Below are 16521 nucleotides of genomic sequence, written 5' to 3'. Positions count from 1 at the left end.
CGGAGGGGCTGGGGTGGGTGCTCGGGCGCCGGTGAATGGGTGCAGGGTAAGCGCGGCCATCCTGGTGGGAAGGGCGAGGAGGCGGGGCTGGGGACGGCTGGGTGTGTGGTGTCGGCTCGTAGACTCCCGCTGTGAGTAGCGACGACCTTGAGGCGCTGGCCCTGTTGCACGATCCCGTTCGCCGGAGTCTGTACGACGTGGTCGTTTCCAGCGGTGGCGATGTGGGACGCGGGGAGGCCGCCGATGCCGCGGGGGTGTCGCGTACGCTGGCCGGCCACCATCTGGACAAGCTGGTCGAGGCCGGGCTGCTGGAGAGCGGATTCCGGGCGCCGGTGAAGAAGGGGCCGGGCAGCGGGCGGCCCGCCAAGGTGTACCGCAGGGCCGGGGGTGAGCGGTCGGTGAGCTTGCCGCCGCGCGACTACGTCACCCTGGCTTCGGTGCTGGCCGACGTGGTAGACGTGCTCGGCGCCGAGGAGGCGGCGGAGGAGGCGGCTCGGTCGGCGGGTGCGCGGATCGGTGGGCGGCGACGGGGTGAGCCGGTCGAGCGGGTCCTGGCCGGGCGTGGTTACGAGCCCTACATCGCTGAGGGCGGGGTGATGCGCCTGCGCAACTGTCCGTTCCATGTGCTGGCGCAGGAGCAGCCGCTGCTGGTGTGCTCGATGAATCTGGCGCTGTGCCGGGGGTTGCTGGAGGGGGTCGGCGATGACCCGGGACGGGCGCGGCTGGACCCACGGCCGGGGGAGTGCTGCGTGGTGGTCGACGCCCCGTCGGCGCCCTGAACGACCCGTCAGCCTCGCTCGATTGGCCGCAGAGGTCACGGGTTGTTCGCCAACTGCGGCGGGCGTTAGGGAGGCGTCCGGCGTTGGGCATCTGCGGAGGCGCCGCCGGCATGCGCGGCAGTGGGTGAGGTATCTGGAATTTCCGGCGGCATTCGCGGTTGGTGGTGAGTCATCCGTGGGCCGGCGAAGAGTCCACCGCTGGTGGCGAGGCCCCGAAGCCACGCGCCATTCGGGTTGGCGGTGCGTATCGCGTGGATGGCTGGTGAAGGGCTCGCGGCTGTTGGCGAGGCGAAGGGGTCGGCGGTATTCGCGGCTGTGGGTGGTGCACGCGGTGGGCCGGTGAAAAGTCCATGGGTGTTGGTGACAGCCGGGGGCCGGTGAACGGCTCGGCGACGGTGGAGGCCGTCCGAGAGGTGTCGGTCAAGGGTGCGGAGGTGAGAGCGAAGGGGGTGGGTGCGTTGAGATGGTCGGCTGACAGTCGATGGCCGGCGACGGTTCCCGGGTGGCTGCTAGGTGCGGGCCGGAGATCTCGTTCAAGGGTTTCTAAAATAAATGGAGATTGACATAGAAGCGTTCCGGGTGGTGTGCTGAGGGTCATGCATCTTGCTGAGCTCAACGTCGCCCACCTGCGCGCCCCCATCGACAGCCCCGAGCTCGCCGAGTTCGTCGCTCTGCTCGAACCCGTCAACGCCCTCGCCGACGAGGCCCCGGGCTTCGTCTGGCGGCTGAAGGAGAGCGAGACGGACCCCACCGCGACGGTGGTGCACGACTACGGCGACTACCTGCTGATCAACTTCTCGGTGTGGGAGTCGCGCGAGTCGTTGTGGAACTACGTCTACCGCAGCCCCCACCTCGGCGTGCTGCGCCGGCGCAAGGAGTGGTTCCTGCGCATGGCGGAGCCGTACATGGTGATGTGGTGGGTTCCCGAGGGGCGCATTCCGTCGCTGGCCGAGGGGATGGCGCGCCTCGAACGCCTCAGGGCCGAGGGTCCGGGCCCGGAGGCGTTCACGTTCAAGGAGTTCTACGACGTCAGCGAGGCCGCCAGCCTGCCCGCCGCCGCCGAGGTCAGGAAGTAGGCGAGGTCCTCCTCCAGGCCGCGGCCCATCGTGGACAGCCGTACCGGTGAGGCGCGCAGCGCCTCGTGCAGGCCGTCCAGCGGGACGGACACCAGCCGGTGGCGTTCGGCCAGGGGTTCGGCCTGCCGCCTGACACGCTCGCCGAACTCTCCGGGCAGCTCCGGCACCGGCACGTCGGCCGGGGACAGCGCGACCCGGCCGTAGGCGGTCAGCGAGTGGTGAGAAAGGCCGTAGTGGCGCTCGCGCCGGTCGCCCTCGCTGACCCGCAGGGCGGCCACCGGGCGGCCGAGCAGCACGGCCGCCGCGTTCACCGCCTCGCCCGCGGACACCCCGGAGAAGCCCCACCGCGTGCCCGTGCCCAGGTTGCCCGGGCCCTGCGCGACGACGGCCACGTCGGCCTGGAGCACGTGGCGGGCGGCCAGCAGCCCGGTGTGGACGGTCACCGCCTCCACGTCGCCGCCGAACGCCTGCCCGACCGTCACCACGCCCGCCAGCCAGCCGATCTCCCGCAGCCGGGCCGCCGCCATCGAGAACCACGCGGGCAGCGCGCCGCCGTCCTGCATGACGTACGCCACCCGCACGCCGGGGCGCGACTCGTACAGGCCGCACAGGATGGGCGGCAGCGCCGAGTGCAGGTCGGCGACGACGACGGGCATGCCGCCGATCGAGTCGGCCTCGCGCAACACGTCGTGATGGGGCGAGCCCTGCTCGTCGGCGCCCAGCACCGTGGCCTGCAACGGCGTGTAGCGCGCCTTCACCAAGTGCCCGGGACCCTGCGGATCTTCCGGCAAACGGTTCGGGACGGCCACCACCATGGCGTAACCTCCCGTACCGAGACCCATCGCGAGCGCGGTCGTGTTGAGCAGCACCTCGTCACCGGGTTCCGGGCGGCCCACCAGCGGCGGATACGCCAGCGCCCGGCACTCCCCCTCGGGGACGGTGACGTCCAGCTCCACCGCTCCCGGCCACTCGCGTCGGATCCGTACGACCTCGCCCTTGCGCCATCTGATCACGGGGGCAGGGTAGCGTCGATGAAGGAGGAGTGAGGCAGATGTCACGCCGGAAGACAGAACGGCTGCTCAATCTGGTGATCTGCCTGCTCGCCACGCGGCGCCCGCTGTCGGCCGAGCAGATCCGCCAGGCGGTGCCCGGCTACGACCGCGACGGCGACGAGGCGTTCCAGCGCATGTTCGAGCGCGACAAGAACGAGCTGCGCGAGATCGGCATCCCCATCGACGTGGTCCGCGACCCGTGGGAGGACGAGCCGGGCTACCGGATCGAGCGGGAGTCGTACGAGCTGCCCGAGATCACCCTGGAGCCCGACGAGGCGGCCGTGCTGGGGCTGGCCGCCCAGGTGTGGCAGCGGGCCAGCCTGGCCGAGGCCGCCTCGGGGGCGCTGCTCAAGCTGCGCGCGGCCGGGGTGGCCACCGAGCATCCCGTCGGCACGGGGCCGCTGGAACTGCGGGTCGACACCCGCGACCCGGCCTTCCCCGCCCTGTGGGACGCCGTGCGCGACCGCCGCGTGGTGCGCTTCGACTACCGGGGGGCCGGCAGCGAGAGCGTGCGCGGCCGCACCGTCGAGCCGTGGGGCGTGGTGAGCCGGCGCGGCCGCTGGTACCTCGCCGGGTTCGACCGCGACCGCGACGCCCCGCGCGTCTTCCGGCTGAGCCGCATCACCGGCCCCGTCACCGCGGTCGGCAAGGCGGGCGTGGTGGAGGTGCCCGAGGGGATCGACCTGCGCGGCATGGTGGGCTACCGGGACGAGCCGGTGGAGGAGCGCGTCGCCGTGGTCCGCATCCGGCAGGGGGCGTGCGAGGGGCTGCGCAGCCTCGCGAAGGACGTGCGCCCGGGGACGGACGGGTGGGACGTGGCCGAGCTGGCCTTCACCGACCCCGAGCGGCTGGCCGGCTGGATGGCCGGCCTCGGCGCCGACGTCGAGGTGGTCGAGCCGCCGGACGCCCGCGAGGCCGTCATCCGTCGCCTGAAGGGGGCACTGGCGTGACCACACGAACGAACGTGACGGCGCGAGCCGTCCGGCACGGCGCGGGCGCCGCGTCGTCGAGCGAGGAGCCGGCATGAGCGCGTCCGCGGATCGGCTGCCGAGGCTGCTGGCGCTGGTGCCGTACCTGATGTCCCACCCCGGGGCGCAGGTCGGCGAGGTGGCCGCGGTGTTCGGGCTGAGCGAGAAGCAGCTGATCGACGACCTGCAGCTGGTGTGGATGTGCGGGCTGCCCGGCCACACCCCGGGCGACCTCATCGACGTCTCGTGGGACGGCGGCGAGATCCTCATCGACAACGCCGAGACCATCGCCCGTCCGCTGCGGCTCGGCGTCGACGAGGCCAGCGCCCTGCTGGTCGCGCTGCGCACCCTGGCCGCCACCCCCGAGCTCGCCCTGCCGGTCAACGGCGGGGCGTCCGGTGACGCGCTGGCCCGGGTGACCGCCAAGCTGGAGCGCGCCGCGGGCGAGGGCGCCGCCACCGTCAGCAGCCAGGTCGCCGTAGACGTCGACGCGGCGCCCGACGCGCTGCCGCGGGTGCGCGAGGCGCTCTCCCGGGGCCGGCGGCTGTCGCTGCGCTACTACGTGCCCGGCCGTGACGAGGTGACCCCGCGCGAGGTCGACCCGATGCGGATCGTGGTCGTCGACGGCCGCGGCTACCTCGAGGGCTGGTGCTACCGCGCCGAGGCGATGCGGCTGTTCCGGCTCGACCGGATGCTCGGCGTGGACGTGCTCGACGTGCCGGCCGACCCGCCGGAGGAGGCCGAGCCCATCGACGTCACCCAGGGCGTCTTCCGGCCGTCGCCGACCGACGAGCTGGTCGAGCTGGAGCTGAGCGCCGCCGGGCGGTGGGTGGCCGAGTACTACCCGTGCGAGGAGGTCACCGAGCTGGGCGAGGGGCGGCTGCGGGTGGCGCTGCGGGCCCGCGACGAGGACTGGATCCTCAAGCTGGCGCTGCGCCTGGGCGACACCGGCCGGGTGGTCTCGCCGCCCGAGATGGCCGAGTCCGTACGCCAGGAGGCCGGTCGTGCCCTGGCCCTGTACGCTCACCAGTCATGACCATGCTGTTCATCTGCCTGGGCCTGGGCGTGGCCGGGCTGGCCGCGCTGGCCGTGGCCGGTGCTCGTGTCGTCGGCGCAGCACGTACTCTTAACAGAGAGATCGCTCAAGTTCACGAGCAATTCAGGGACAAAGAGGACCTCAAGGGATGAGACAGCCCGGTCGGCGGCGTACGATCGGGCTGAAGGACAGCAACTCGCTCACCATGAAGGACGTCACATGAACCTGGGAGCTCCGGAGATCATTCTGATCTTGGTGGCATTGGTCCTGCTCTTCGGTGCCAAGAAGCTGCCGGACCTCGCCCGTGGCGTCGGACGGTCCCTGCGCATCTTCAAGGCCGAGACGAGCAAGATGGCCGAGGATGACGACGACAAGCCGACGGTCGTGCAGGCTCAGGCCCAGCCGCAGCCCGTGCAGCCGCAGGAGATCCCCGCGGCGCCGGCGCAGCCCGCGCCGCAGCTGTCGGCCGAGGAGCAGGCGCGCCAGCTTGAGGAGCAGGCCGCCCGGCTGCGCGCGAGCGCTCAGGCCGACAAGCGCCCCTGACCCCCCGTCTCCTCACCCCCAGGACTGCTGATGGCGCTGCTGAAACGGTCGGGTCCGAAACAGCGGGAGCGTGACCCCGAAGGCCGCATGCCGCTCATGGAGCACCTGCGCGAACTGCGCAACCGGTTGCTCATCGCGTTCGCCGCCGTGGCCGTTGGCCTGATCGTGGGATGGATCGTCTCCACGCCGGTGTGGGAGATCCTCAAAGAGCCTTACTGCTCGACTCCTCAGTCGCACCAGCTCAACGGTCAGTGCAGCCTGACCTACAACGGCATCTTCTCGTCGTTCTTCATCACGCTGAAGGTGTCGCTGATGGTCGGCCTGGTGGTGTCGTCGCCCGCCTGGCTCTACCAGATCTGGGCGTTCGTCACCCCGGCCCTCTACCGTACCGAGAAGCGTTACACGCTGACCTTCCTGGCGCTGGCCATCCCGCTGTTCACCCTGGGCGCCGGCCTCGCCTACTTCATCATGGACACCAGCCTGGCGTTCCTGCTGAGCTTCTCGCTGGACGGCACGGTCGCGACGATCTCGATCGACGACTATCTGAACTATGTCCTGATCATGCTGCTGATCTTCGGGATATCGTTCGAGCTGCCGCTGCTGCTGGTGTTCCTGAACATCATCGGCGTGCTGTCGCACGCGACGGTCGCCAAGCACCGGCGGCTGGTCATCTTCCTGATGTTCGTCTTCGGCGCCCTGGTCACGCCGGGCGGCGACCCGATCACCATGATGGCGCTGGCCGCGCCCATGATCATCTTGTTCGCGGCCGCCGAGCTGGTCATGTATCTGCGGGAGCGCAGGCGGCCGCAGAGCGAGTTCGGGGACCTGTCCGACGACGAGGCCTCGCCGCTGGCCGAGGACACGACGCCGATCGACGACCCGGCTCCGCTGGAGGACGACAAGCGGTAGCGGCGAGACGGAAGGGCATTCCCGAACCGCGCCGGAGGCGATAGGTTCCGGGGAGTGTCCCCCCATCTGGCCCTGCTGGTCAACCCCGCCGCCCGCGGCGGGCGTACGCTGCGCCTGCTCGAGCCCGTGGCGCGCCGGTTGCGCGCCGGCGGCGCCGAGCTGTCGGTGATCGTCGGCGACGACGCCGCCGACGCGCTGGCCCGCGCCTGCACCGCCGTGTCCGAACGTCCGGACGCGCTCGTGGCCTTCGGCGGCGACGGCCTCGTGCATCTGGCCGTCCAGGCCGTGGCCGGCTCCGACGTGCCGCTCGGCATCATCCCCGCCGGGACCGGAAACGACATCGCGGCCGCGCTCGGCGTGCCCGCCGACCCGATCGCCGCGGCGCGGGCCGTGCTGCGCATGAAGGAGCGGCCGGTCGACGCCGTGAGCGTCCGCACGGGGACGGTCGAGGAGCTGTTCGCCGGGGTGTTGTGCTGCGGGTTCGACTCGCGGGTCAACGAGCGGGCCAACCTGCGCACCTGGCCGCCGGGTGCGGGCCGCTACCTGGTGGCGATGGCGCAGGAGCTGCGCGCGTTCCGGCCGATCCCGTTCCGTGTCACGTTCGACGGCGGCGAGGTGGTCGAGCGCGAGTCGATGCTGGTCGCGGTGGCCAACACCGGCTCGTACGGCGCCGGCATGCGGGTGTGCCCGAGCGCGCTGCCCGACGACGGGCTGCTCGACGTGGTGATGCTGGAGGCCCTGTCCAAGGCCGAGTTCCTGCGCGTCTTCCCCAGCGTCTACCGGGGCACGCACGTCGGCCACCGCGCGGTGTCGGTGCGGCGGGTGCGCAGCGTACGGCTGGAGGCGCCCGGCGTGGTCGCCTACGCCGACGGCGAGCGGGTGGGCGCGGCCCCGGTGGAGTGCGAGGTGCGGCCCGGCGCGTTGCGCGTCATCGCGTGAAATCTACTTTGTAAAGGCGTTCGCCGGCGGGACGGACCGGAATGCCGATTTCGGTAGGCTGGCGAGTATGACAACGCCAGCGGAACGCTATGCGGCCTTCCGTCAGAAACTCGGGGACGACGGGGCGGCGCTGAGATCGTTCCGAGGTCTCTACGACTTCGAGCTGGACGACTTCCAGCTCGACGCCTGCCGGGCCCTCGAGGCAGGAGACGGTGTTCTGGTGGCGGCCCCCACGGGGTCGGGCAAGACGGTGGTCGGCGAGTTCGCCGTCCACCTGGCCCTGGAGCAGGGGCGCAAGTGCTTCTACACCACCCCCATCAAGGCGCTGTCCAACCAGAAGTACAACGACCTGGTCAAGCGCTACGGCACCGCCAAGGTCGGCCTGCTGACGGGCGACAACAGCGTCAACGGCGAGGCCCCCATCGTCGTGATGACGACCGAGGTGCTGCGCAACATGCTCTACGCCGGCTCGGCCACGCTGGCCGGGCTCGGCTTCGCGGTGATGGACGAGGTCCACTACCTCGCCGACCGCTTCCGCGGGGCGGTGTGGGAAGAGGTCATCATCCACCTGCCCGAGTCGGTCAGGCTGGTGGCGCTGTCGGCGACGGTCAGCAACGCCGAGGAGTTCGGCGAGTGGCTGGGCGAGGTGCGCGGCGACACCACGGTGATCGTCGACGAGCACCGCCCGGTGCCGCTGTGGCAGCACATGATGGTCGGCAACCGCGTCTACGACATGTTCATCACCGACGAGTCGCCGCCGCGCGTCAACCCCACGCTGATGCGGGTGACGCGCGACGCCGAGCGGCTGACGGCGGGGCGGGGCAGGCGCGGCTACGGCAGACCGCAGCGTTCGCGCCCGCCCGACCGGGTGCAGGTCATCGAGAAGCTCGACGCCGAGGGGCTGCTGCCGGCGATCACGTTCATCTTCTCCAGGGCCGGGTGCGACGCGGCGGTGCAGCAGTGTCTGTACGCCGGCATCCGGCTCACCACCGACCGCGAGCGCCACGAGATCCGCCAGCTGGTCGACGAACGCACGGCGCACCTGCCGGACGAGGACCTCGCGGTGCTCGGCTACCTGGAGTGGCGCGACTGCCTGGAGCGCGGCCTGGCGGCCCACCACGCGGGCATGTTGCCGGCGTTCAAGGAGGTCGTGGAGGAGCTGTTCACGCGCGGGCTGGTCAAGGCGGTCTTCGCGACCGAGACGCTGGCGCTGGGCATCAACATGCCGGCCCGCAGCGTGGTGATCGAGAAGCTCGACAAGTGGAACGGCGAGACCCACGCCGACCTGACGCCGGGGGAGTACACCCAGCTGACCGGGCGGGCGGGGCGGCGCGGCATCGACGTCGAGGGCCACGCGGTGGTGTTGTGGCAGCCGGGCATGGACCCGCTGTCGGTGGCGGGGCTGGCCGGCACGCGCACGTACCCGCTGCGGTCGAGTTTCCAGCCGTCGTACAACATGGCGGTCAACCTGGTGGGACAGTTCGGGCGCGAGCGCACGCGGACGCTGCTGGAGGAGTCGTTCGCGCAGTTCCAGGCCGACCGGGCGGTGGTGGGCCTGGCCAAGCAGCTGCGCAAGCAGGAGGAGGCCCTGGAGGGCTACCAGGAGGCGATGACGTGCCACCTGGGCGACTTTCCCGAGTACGCGGCGCTGCGCCGGCGCCTGTCCGACCGCGAGGCCGAGCTGTCGCGCCAGCGCGGCGCGGCGCGGCGGGCTGCGGCGGTGCGGTCGCTGGAGGCGCTGGAGCCCGGCGACGTCATCCGGGTGCCGGGCGGGCGCCGGGCGGGCCTGGCGATCGTGCTCGACCCAGGCCGCAACCCGCGCGGTCACGGCCCGAGCCCGCTGGTGCTGACGATCGGCAAGCAGATCAAGAAGCTCGACCCGGCCGACTTCCCGGTGCCGGTCGAGCCGCTGGAGAAGCTGCGCATCCCGAAGAACTTCAACGGCCGCTCGCCGAAGGAGCGCGCCAACCTCGTCTCCACGCTGCTGGCCAAGATCGGCGACCGTGACCTGGGCAAGCCGCCGCGGGTGCGCGACCACACGGTGGAGGACGACGAGGTCAACGAGCTGCGCCGGCGCATCCGGCAACATCCGTGCCACGGCTGCGACGAGCGGGAGGACCACGCGCGCTGGGCCGAGCGCTACTACAAGCTGCTGCGCGAGACCGAGGGGCTGCGCCGCCGTGTCGAGGGCCGCTCCCACGTCATCTCCAAGACGTTCGACCGCATCTGCTCGGTGCTGGAGCAGCTGGGTTACCTCGACGGCGAGACGGTCACCGACGAGGGCCGCCGGCTGGGCCGCCTCTACACCGAGCTCGACCTGCTGACCGCCGAGTGCCTGCAGCAGGGCCTGTGGGAGGAGCTCGACGCGGCGGAGCTGGCGGCGTGCGTGTCGGCGCTGGTGTTCGAGTCGCGGGCGGCCGACGACGCGCGGCGTCCCAAGATCCCCGCCGGGCGGGCGCAGGACGCGCTGACGGCGATGATCCGGCTGTGGGGCGAGCTGGAGGGCATCGAGTCCGACCACGGGCTGTCCACGATCCGCGAGCCCGACCTGGGGTTCGCGTGGGCGGCGTTCCGGTGGACGAAGGGCCACAGCCTCGACGCTGTGCTGATGGACGGCGTCAACGGCAACGAGCTGGCGGCCGGCGACTTCGTGCGGTGGATCAAGCAGCTGATGGACCTGCTCGGGCAGCTCGGCAACGCGGCGCCGGAGCAGAGCAAGGTCAGGAAGACCGCCGTGAAGGCGATCGACGCGATGCGGCGGGGTGTGGTGGCGTACTCGTCGCTGACCTGAGCCTGCGCGGATCGGCCCTTCTCGTCGCGGACGGGGAGGGCCGATCGCCGTTTCCGGGGCCGGGGAGCGGGTCAGCGGATGCTAGTGCTGAGAAGCATCTTTGGGGGTTGTTTGACGTCGTCTTATGTCTTTACTCATTTACATCGCATTTAACGCTGGTTCCCAACCGCCTTTCCTGTCTGGATTGACCAGTCAAGTCTCTCTGAAATCACCAGTTATCAGCTGCTTTGATGCCATTCGGGTGCTAATGTCCGATTTGTGCAGTCAATCGATCGGGGGAGGAAAGATGGCTAGCACGCGATTCGCCAAAGTCGGCTTCCAGCAGGGATGGGGTTGCCGCAGGCGGCGCCGCTGGCGCCGGGTCTGCTGCGTCCGTGTTGTCAGGTGGTGGGGGTGCTGCTAGTAGATAGCACCCATGAGGGCCGGCGGCCTGTCCGCCGGCTCTCATTGAACGTCTCCGGCCGGGAACTCGCGCCGGCGATTTCCATTCGCCGTACATTTCGTGAATTCTGGCCGGACACTCGCGGATTGCGCCGGTTGTTCGCGGCAGGAGTGGTGTTCGCCGTCCTGGCCGCGCTGTGTGAAGTGGCCGCGATCCGCCTGTTCGGGTACATCACCGACGAGGTGCTGACGACCCGCCAGCTGGACGCCTTCTGGGTGCCGGCGTTCGTCTGGCTCGGGCTCGCCGCGCTCGCCGGGGTGGCGTCCTTCGCGGGGTCGTATCTCACCGCGCTGGGCGGCGAACGGTTCCTGCTGGTCCTGCGTGACCGCGTGTACGCGCACATCCAGACGCTCGCTCCGGAGTTCGCCGAGAAGCGGCGGCTGGGCGACCTGATGGCGCGTCTCACCGACGACGTGGAGGCCATCGAGGAGCTCGTCGGATCCGGACTCGTCCGTATCATCACCACGGCCGCCAGCGTGGTCTTCTTCGCCGGTGCGGCCTTCTTCATCCGCTGGGACCTGGCGCTCGTCACGATGGCGCTGATCCCGCTGTTCCTGGTGGTCTCCAAGGTCTTCGCCTCCAGGTTCAGGACGGCGGCGGCGCGCGAGCGCACCAGCAACGGCGCCATGAACAGCGTCCTGGAGGAGGGGCTGGCCAACCAGCCGCTCGTGCAGGCCTACAACCGGCAGGGGGCCGAGTCGCGGCGCCTGCACGCCGAGGGCCGCGGCTGGCTGCGCGCCAACATGACCCAGGCGTGGCTGTCGGGCCTGTACGGGCCCGCCGTCCAGGTCATCGAGACGCTGTGTCTGATCGTCATCCTGGGCGTCGGCGCGTGGGAGATCGCCTCCGGCCGGCTGACGATCGGCGGCCTGCTCGCCTTCGCGGCCTACCTGGCCATGCTCTACCCGGCCGTGCAGAGCCTGGGGGAGCTGGCCCTGACGGTCTCCGAAGCGGCGGCGGGCTCCGACCGCGTCATCGAGGTCCTGTCGACCAAGCCGCGCGTCACCGACGCCGAGGACGCCGTGGAGGCGGGCCGGACCGGCGGCCGGATCGAGTTCGACGGGGTCGGCTTCGCCTATCCGGGGCGGGGGCGGCCGGTGCTGCGGAACATGTCGTTCACGGCCGGTCCCGGCGAGGTCGTCGTGCTCACCGGGCCGAGCGGCGCGGGCAAGTCGACGCTGGTCAAGCTGCTGCTGCGGTTCTACGACCCGGACAGCGGGCGCATCCTGCTGGACGGCACGGACATCCGGCGTCTGACACGCCGGTCGCTGCGTGAGAACGTCACCGTGCTGCAGCAGGAGACGCTGCTGTTCTCGGGGTCGGTGCGCGACAACATCGCCTACGCCCGCCCGGACGCCTCGCTCGACGAGGTGATCAAGGCGGCGGAGGCGGCGGGCGTGCACGACTTCGCCAAGGCGCTGCCCCAGGGCTACGACACGCCGGTGGGACAGCGCGGACGGCTGCTGTCCGGCGGGCAGCGGCAGCGGATCGCGATCGCCAGGGCCATCCTGCGTGACGCTCCGGTGCTGGTGCTCGACGAGCCCATGACGGGGCTGGACGAGGTCACCGCCGCCCAGGTGATGGGCCCGCTGCAGCGGCTCATGGCCGGGCGGACGACCCTGCTCATCACGCACGACATGCGGCACGTGCCGGAGGGGGCGCGCGTGGTGCGGATCGAGCCGGTTCCGCGGGGGGAGCGGATCCCGCTGCGGCGCGTCGGCGTCCCGTTCCGGCCGTTCCGGGGCAACAACTGCGGAACGCCCTGACGGCCGCTCCGCCCGGCGCCCGTCCCGCCCGGCGCCCGTCCCGCCCGCGCGGGGCGGGCGCCGCGGTTTTCGTCAGCCGGTCAGGGTGAAGCGGACCTCGCGGGTGGCGGGGTCGGCCCGCGACAGCCGGACGACGACCTGCTCGCCCAGGGGCAGGTCGCCGTCGCAGCGGGCGATGACGGCGGGCTCGGTGATCTGCACCTGCCCGGCCCCGTGCCGCCGGTCCACGTCGATCACCACGGCCTGGAACGCCTGCCCGATCCTGTCGCGCAGCAGGAACGCCTCCACCAGGTCCACGCACGCGCGCTCGACCGCCCCCGCCCGCCGCCCCGCCGCCGACATCAGGCCCGGCAGCGCGGCCAGCGCCGCCCGCACGTCCGACGGGACCGGCTCGCCCGCCGCGACCGCCAGGCACACCTCGGTCGCGTACCGGTCGGCCAGGCGCCGCAGCGGCGCTGTGACGTGCGCGTACGGGGCCGCGACCGCCGCGTGCTCGGCCGTCGGGGGCGGCGCGCCGTCGAAGGCCGCGTAACCGGCGCCGCGCAGCAGCACCTTCGACTCGTGCAGGAACGCCGCCTGCCGGCCGTTCTTCGGATCCAGGTCGTGCACCACGGCGCCGTAGCCGGCCCCGTCGGGCCAGGGCACGTCCAGGGCCTGTGCCACCCGGCGGACCTTGTCCAGGTCGCCGGGGTGCGGCCGGGGCAGCACGCGCAGCAGGCCGACCTCGGCGTCGAGCATCATGGCGGCGGCGGCCATGCCGGTCAGCAGCGAGATCTGCGCGTTCCACGCCTCGGCGGGCAGCGGCAGCCGGAAACGCAGCCGGTAGCGGCCGTCGGCGTGCGTCACCTCCTGCTCGGGGGTGGGCAGGGTGACGCCGCCGCGCTCGCGTTCCAGGGCCAGGCGCAACCGGCCGATCTCGGCCAGCAACGCCAGGACGCCGTCGGCGGTGCCCGTGTCGACGGCGGCCTGCACGTAGGCGTAGTCGAGGCGCTCACGGCTGCGGACGAGGGCGCGCCGCACGTCGGCGCCGACGATGCGGCCGTCGGCGTCGAGGTCGACGCACCACACCGCGGCGGGGCGGTCGGCGCCGGGCAGCAGGCTGGCGGCGTCCTCCGACAACACCGGCGGGTGCAGCGGCACCCGGTCCGCCGGCAGGTAGACGGTCTCGCCGCGGGTGCGGGCCTCGGCGTCGATCACGCCGCCGGGGCGGACGAACGCGCCGACGTCGGCGACGGCGTACCAGACGCGGTAGCCGTCGCGCAGCCGTTCCAGGTGGAGGGCCTGGTCGAGGTCCATCGAGCCGGGTGGGTCGATCGTGACGAACGGCATGTCCGTCATGTCGGTCGCGGGCAGCCGCGGCACCTTGGCGACCCAGGCGGCCTCGTCGAGGACGGCCGGGGGGAAACCGGTGGGGAGCCGGTGTTCCCGTTCGATCCGGCGGAACCCGTCGTCGAGCTTCAGGGGTATCTGATCGGGGACCTGCACGCGGGACAACCTATCGGTGCGGGCCCCGGTCAGGTGGTGAGGGTCTCCAGGCCGGTGATGCGCAGCAGCCGCCGCATGGCAGGGGGCACGCCGGCGATCCGCATGGGGGTCTGCTGGCGGCGGGCCTGGTTGCGTACGGAGATGAGGATGCCGAGCCCGGCGGCGTCGATGAAGGACAGCCGGCTCAGCTCGATGACCAGCCGCGCCTGGCCCGCCTCGCGCAGCAGCGTGAGCAGGTGGCCGCGGAGCGCCTCGGTGGTGGCGATGTCGAGCTCGCCGGACAGGCTCACGGTGAGCGTGTCCGCACGCCGCGTGGTGGTCAGGTGAAGTGGGTCCATTCGGTCTTTCCGCGCTCTCTCAGGGCCGGGATCGTTCCAAAATGGGAGCGCGGTTCCGCCCTGTGCCCTAGGCACCAGATGATGATGGATGTGTCACTTAGAGCGACTGAGTGCTTCCGGAATGGAGTGTACATGTCTGTCCGAGGATGACGGGAGGGGTCTCCGGACGGAGCGCTGGCGGTCGCGAAGGTCACGCCGCCCGCTCGACTGCTCGAAGTCGGATGCGGTCCGGGCAAGGCCACCCTTCCACTGGCCCGGATGGGTTTTCCGATCACCGCCGTCGAACTCGGCGTCGCGCCGGCGGCGGAGGCGCGGCGCCGCCTCGCCGAGTTCTCCGGCGTCTCCGTGGTCACGTCGGCGTTCGAGGACTGGGAGCCGCCGGCGGGTGCGCGTTTCGATCTCGTCTACCTCGTCTACGCGGCCACGGCGTGGAAGTGGGTGGACCCGGAAGTCAAGTACGCGAAAGCGGCCGAGCTGCTCGCCCCGGGCGGACATGTGGCCGTGTGGAACGCCGAGCACGCGTTTCCAGCCGGGTTCGACCCGTTCTTCGGCGAGATCCGGGAAGTCCTCGAGGAGATCGGCGGTGGCGGGCCGTGGCCACCGCCCGAGGACGTGCCCGATCCCGTCGCGGCCGAGTTCGAGGCCTCCGCGCGCTTCACGGTGGTCGCGCCACGGCGCTACGTGTGGGCACTGCGCTACACGGCGGACGAATACATCGCTCTGCTCAAGACGTTCTCCGGCCACCTCGCCATGGAGCCGGCCAGGAACGAACGGCTTTTCCGGGAGGTGCGACGCCTCCTCGCCGCCCGCCCGGACGGGCGACTGACCCGCCATTGGTCGGTCGTCCTCACCATCGGCCGGCGCCTGTGACGGGCGGCGGGTCAGTTCTCGGGGCGGCCGTCGCGCCAGTAGCCCATGAAGGCGACCGAACGCCGGTCCATGCCGCGTTCGGCGACCAGGTGGCGGCGCAGGGTCTTGATGACGCCGGCCTCGCCGGCCAGCCACGCGTACAGGGGGCCGTAGTCGGAGGTGCCCTGCGGGACCTCCCACAGTTCCTCGGCGTCGACGTCCACGTCCTCGAAGCTCTCGGGCGTGGGCAGGGGCAGGGGCGGCAGGAGGCGGTCGGCGGCGGCCCGGACGGCGGGGATCAGGCCGGCGCCGCGCGCGCCGCCGTTCCTGGCCAGCCAGGTCACCTTGACCGAGGCGGCCGTCTCGACGGGCAGGGCGTCGTCGTCGCCGGGCACCTCCATGAGCACCTCGCCCGCGAGGTCGGCCGGCAGCCGCTCCAGGATGGCGCAGATGGCGGGCACCGCGGTCTCGTCCCCGGCGATCAGCACGCAGCCCGTCCCGGCCGGCGGGTGGAACTCCAGGCCCCCGTGCCGGCCCTCGTGGGCGGCGTTGGGGCCGAAGAGCGCGGCCACGTCACCGGGCCGGACGCTCTCGGCCCAGCGGGCGACCGGGCCGCCGTCAGGGTGCATGACCACGTCGACGTCCAGCTCGCGCGCCTCGGGCCGGACGGTGCGGGCGGTGTACGTGCGCATCGGGTTGCGCTTGTCGTCGTCGAGCGCCCGCCACTTGAGGTACCAGTCGGAACCCTTCGGCAGGTACGCGAGGCCGTGCTCCGGCAGCGGGAGGATGAGCTTGAGCCGCTGGTCGAAGCCGTTGTCGGCGAACTGGTGCAGGTCGTCGCCGGTGAAGGTGACGCGCAGGAACGACGGGCTCAGCCGCTGGAGCCGGTCCACCCGGACGTCGAACATGCGAAAGGGCTCGGTCATTCCGTGAAACTCCGATCAATATTAGGTGAGCCTAACCTAATAGATCGTGACGGTTCGCGCCAGCCCGCCCGGCCTCGTACGGAGCGGAGGCTGGAGGTAGCGTCAGTGGGGCTGAAGCCCCGACAAAGGCGGCGGGCCGCGAGGTCCGGCGCCTGATCCCCCGAGTAAGGAGCTGCTTTTGTCTCCCGTCATCCTTTCGGCCGCCGGCGTCGCCCTGGTGCTCGACGACTCAGGCCCCGGTCTGCCTCGGGTGCGCCACTTCGGCGCCGGGCTCGGGCGCGTGGACGGCCCGGGACTTCTGCCGGCGGTGGCGTCCCTGGGCTCCGCGCCGCCGCTGCTGCCGGCCCAGGGCGACGGCTGGTACGGCCGGCCCGGCCTGTCGGGCGTCAGGGACGGCGAGCACTGGCCGGTGCGGTGGACGGTGGAAAGCCTGGAAACCGAGAGTGGCGCCGGGGGCGGCACGGTGACGGTGACGGCCGCCGACGGCCGGGCGGGCCTGCGCCTGGTGAGCGAGCTGGTCATGGACGCGGGCGGCCTGGTGTCGATGCGGCACACGCTGACGAACACCGCCGCCTCGCCGTACCGGGTGGGCGGGCTGGTGTGCGCGCTGCCGGTGCCGGGG

Annotated in this window: 16 protein-coding genes; 12 read left to right on the top strand and 4 right to left on the bottom strand. The window is 71.8% G+C overall.

Features of this window, described 5'->3' with window-relative positions; translation table 11 throughout:
• Positions 1–131 precede the first annotated feature (131 nt).
• Positions 132–779 (top strand): helix-turn-helix transcriptional regulator, encoded by a 648-nt coding sequence (locus C1J01_RS35385; RefSeq protein ID WP_111183326.1) that lies wholly within the window; start codon positions 132–134, stop codon positions 777–779.
• A 596-nt stretch (positions 780–1375) separates the two neighbouring features.
• Positions 1376–1855, top strand: a complete 480-nt coding sequence (locus tag C1J01_RS35380) for a DUF3291 domain-containing protein (protein ID WP_181449135.1) — start codon at positions 1376–1378, stop codon at positions 1853–1855.
• Here C1J01_RS35380 and C1J01_RS35375 read toward each other — a convergent pair.
• Complete coding sequence (locus tag C1J01_RS35375) at positions 1801–2868, bottom strand: DUF3866 family protein (protein WP_111183324.1); 1068 nt, start codon at positions 2866–2868, stop codon at positions 1801–1803. The two genes, C1J01_RS35380 and C1J01_RS35375, sit on opposite strands and share 55 nt — an antisense overlap.
• A gap of 38 nt (positions 2869–2906) precedes the next feature.
• Between C1J01_RS35375 and C1J01_RS35370 the strand changes: the two genes are divergently transcribed.
• From C1J01_RS35370 to C1J01_RS35340, 8 genes are all read left to right on the top strand, one after another.
• Complete coding sequence (locus C1J01_RS35370; protein ID WP_111183323.1) at positions 2907–3857, top strand: helix-turn-helix transcriptional regulator; 951 nt, start codon at positions 2907–2909, stop codon at positions 3855–3857.
• Between the two features lie 73 nt (positions 3858–3930).
• Positions 3931–4911 (top strand): helix-turn-helix transcriptional regulator, encoded by a 981-nt coding sequence (locus tag C1J01_RS35365; RefSeq protein ID WP_111183322.1) that lies wholly within the window; start codon positions 3931–3933, stop codon positions 4909–4911.
• A complete protein-coding gene (locus C1J01_RS50355; RefSeq protein ID WP_181449134.1) occupies positions 4908–5063 on the top strand; it encodes a hypothetical protein in 156 nt (51 codons plus the stop codon). Before C1J01_RS35365 ends, C1J01_RS50355 begins: the two co-directional genes overlap by 4 nt.
• Before the next feature lie 67 nt (positions 5064–5130).
• Complete coding sequence (gene tatA / locus C1J01_RS35360; RefSeq protein WP_111183321.1) at positions 5131–5454, top strand: Sec-independent protein translocase subunit TatA; 324 nt, start codon at positions 5131–5133, stop codon at positions 5452–5454.
• A gap of 30 nt (positions 5455–5484) precedes the next feature.
• Positions 5485–6363 (top strand): twin-arginine translocase subunit TatC, encoded by an 879-nt coding sequence (gene tatC, locus C1J01_RS35355; RefSeq protein ID WP_235854878.1) that lies wholly within the window; start codon positions 5485–5487, stop codon positions 6361–6363.
• Between the two features lie 54 nt (positions 6364–6417).
• The gene (locus tag C1J01_RS35350; RefSeq protein WP_111183320.1) at positions 6418–7302 is read left to right on the top strand and encodes a diacylglycerol/lipid kinase family protein; all 885 of its coding nucleotides are present in this window, start codon (positions 6418–6420) and stop codon (positions 7300–7302) included.
• 67 nt (positions 7303–7369) lie between these two features.
• The gene (locus C1J01_RS35345; RefSeq protein WP_111183319.1) at positions 7370–10093 is read left to right on the top strand and encodes a DEAD/DEAH box helicase; all 2724 of its coding nucleotides are present in this window, start codon (positions 7370–7372) and stop codon (positions 10091–10093) included.
• Positions 10094–10621: 528 nt separating this feature from the next.
• Positions 10622–12301 carry an ABC transporter ATP-binding protein gene (locus C1J01_RS35340; protein WP_235854877.1) on the top strand — a complete coding sequence of 560 codons (1680 nt, stop codon included), beginning with the start codon at positions 10622–10624 and terminating at the stop codon, positions 12299–12301.
• A gap of 72 nt (positions 12302–12373) precedes the next feature.
• Here C1J01_RS35340 and C1J01_RS35335 read toward each other — a convergent pair whose 3' ends face one another.
• Positions 12374–13786: an RNB domain-containing ribonuclease gene (locus C1J01_RS35335; protein WP_235854876.1), complete on the bottom strand. Its 1413-nt coding sequence runs from the start codon at positions 13784–13786 to the stop codon at positions 12374–12376.
• A 29-nt stretch (positions 13787–13815) separates the two neighbouring features.
• Positions 13816–14124: an STAS domain-containing protein gene (locus C1J01_RS35330; RefSeq protein WP_111183316.1), complete on the bottom strand. Its 309-nt coding sequence runs from the start codon at positions 14122–14124 to the stop codon at positions 13816–13818.
• A gap of 174 nt (positions 14125–14298) precedes the next feature.
• On the opposite strand from C1J01_RS35330, the gene C1J01_RS35325 reads away from it, so the two are divergent.
• Positions 14299–14994 (top strand): class I SAM-dependent methyltransferase, encoded by a 696-nt coding sequence (locus C1J01_RS35325; RefSeq protein WP_111183315.1) that lies wholly within the window; start codon positions 14299–14301, stop codon positions 14992–14994.
• 11 nt (positions 14995–15005) lie between these two features.
• On the opposite strand, the gene C1J01_RS35320 is transcribed toward C1J01_RS35325, so the two are convergent.
• Positions 15006–15899 carry a siderophore-interacting protein gene (locus tag C1J01_RS35320; RefSeq protein WP_111183314.1) on the bottom strand — a complete coding sequence of 298 codons (894 nt, stop codon included), beginning with the start codon at positions 15897–15899 and terminating at the stop codon, positions 15006–15008.
• Between the two features lie 178 nt (positions 15900–16077).
• On the opposite strand from C1J01_RS35320, the gene C1J01_RS35315 reads away from it, so the two are divergent.
• Positions 16078–16521, top strand: a 444-nt coding sequence (locus tag C1J01_RS35315; protein ID WP_328589703.1) for a glycoside hydrolase family 36 N-terminal domain-containing protein, incomplete at its 3' end; no start/stop codon positions are given.

This window comes from Nonomuraea aridisoli (assembly GCF_003236395.1).
GTDB classification, from domain to species: domain Bacteria; phylum Actinomycetota; class Actinomycetes; order Streptosporangiales; family Streptosporangiaceae; genus Nonomuraea; species Nonomuraea aridisoli.
The sequence above is the reverse complement of the archived record's forward strand: the minus strand, read 5'-3'. Positions and strand labels throughout refer to the sequence as shown.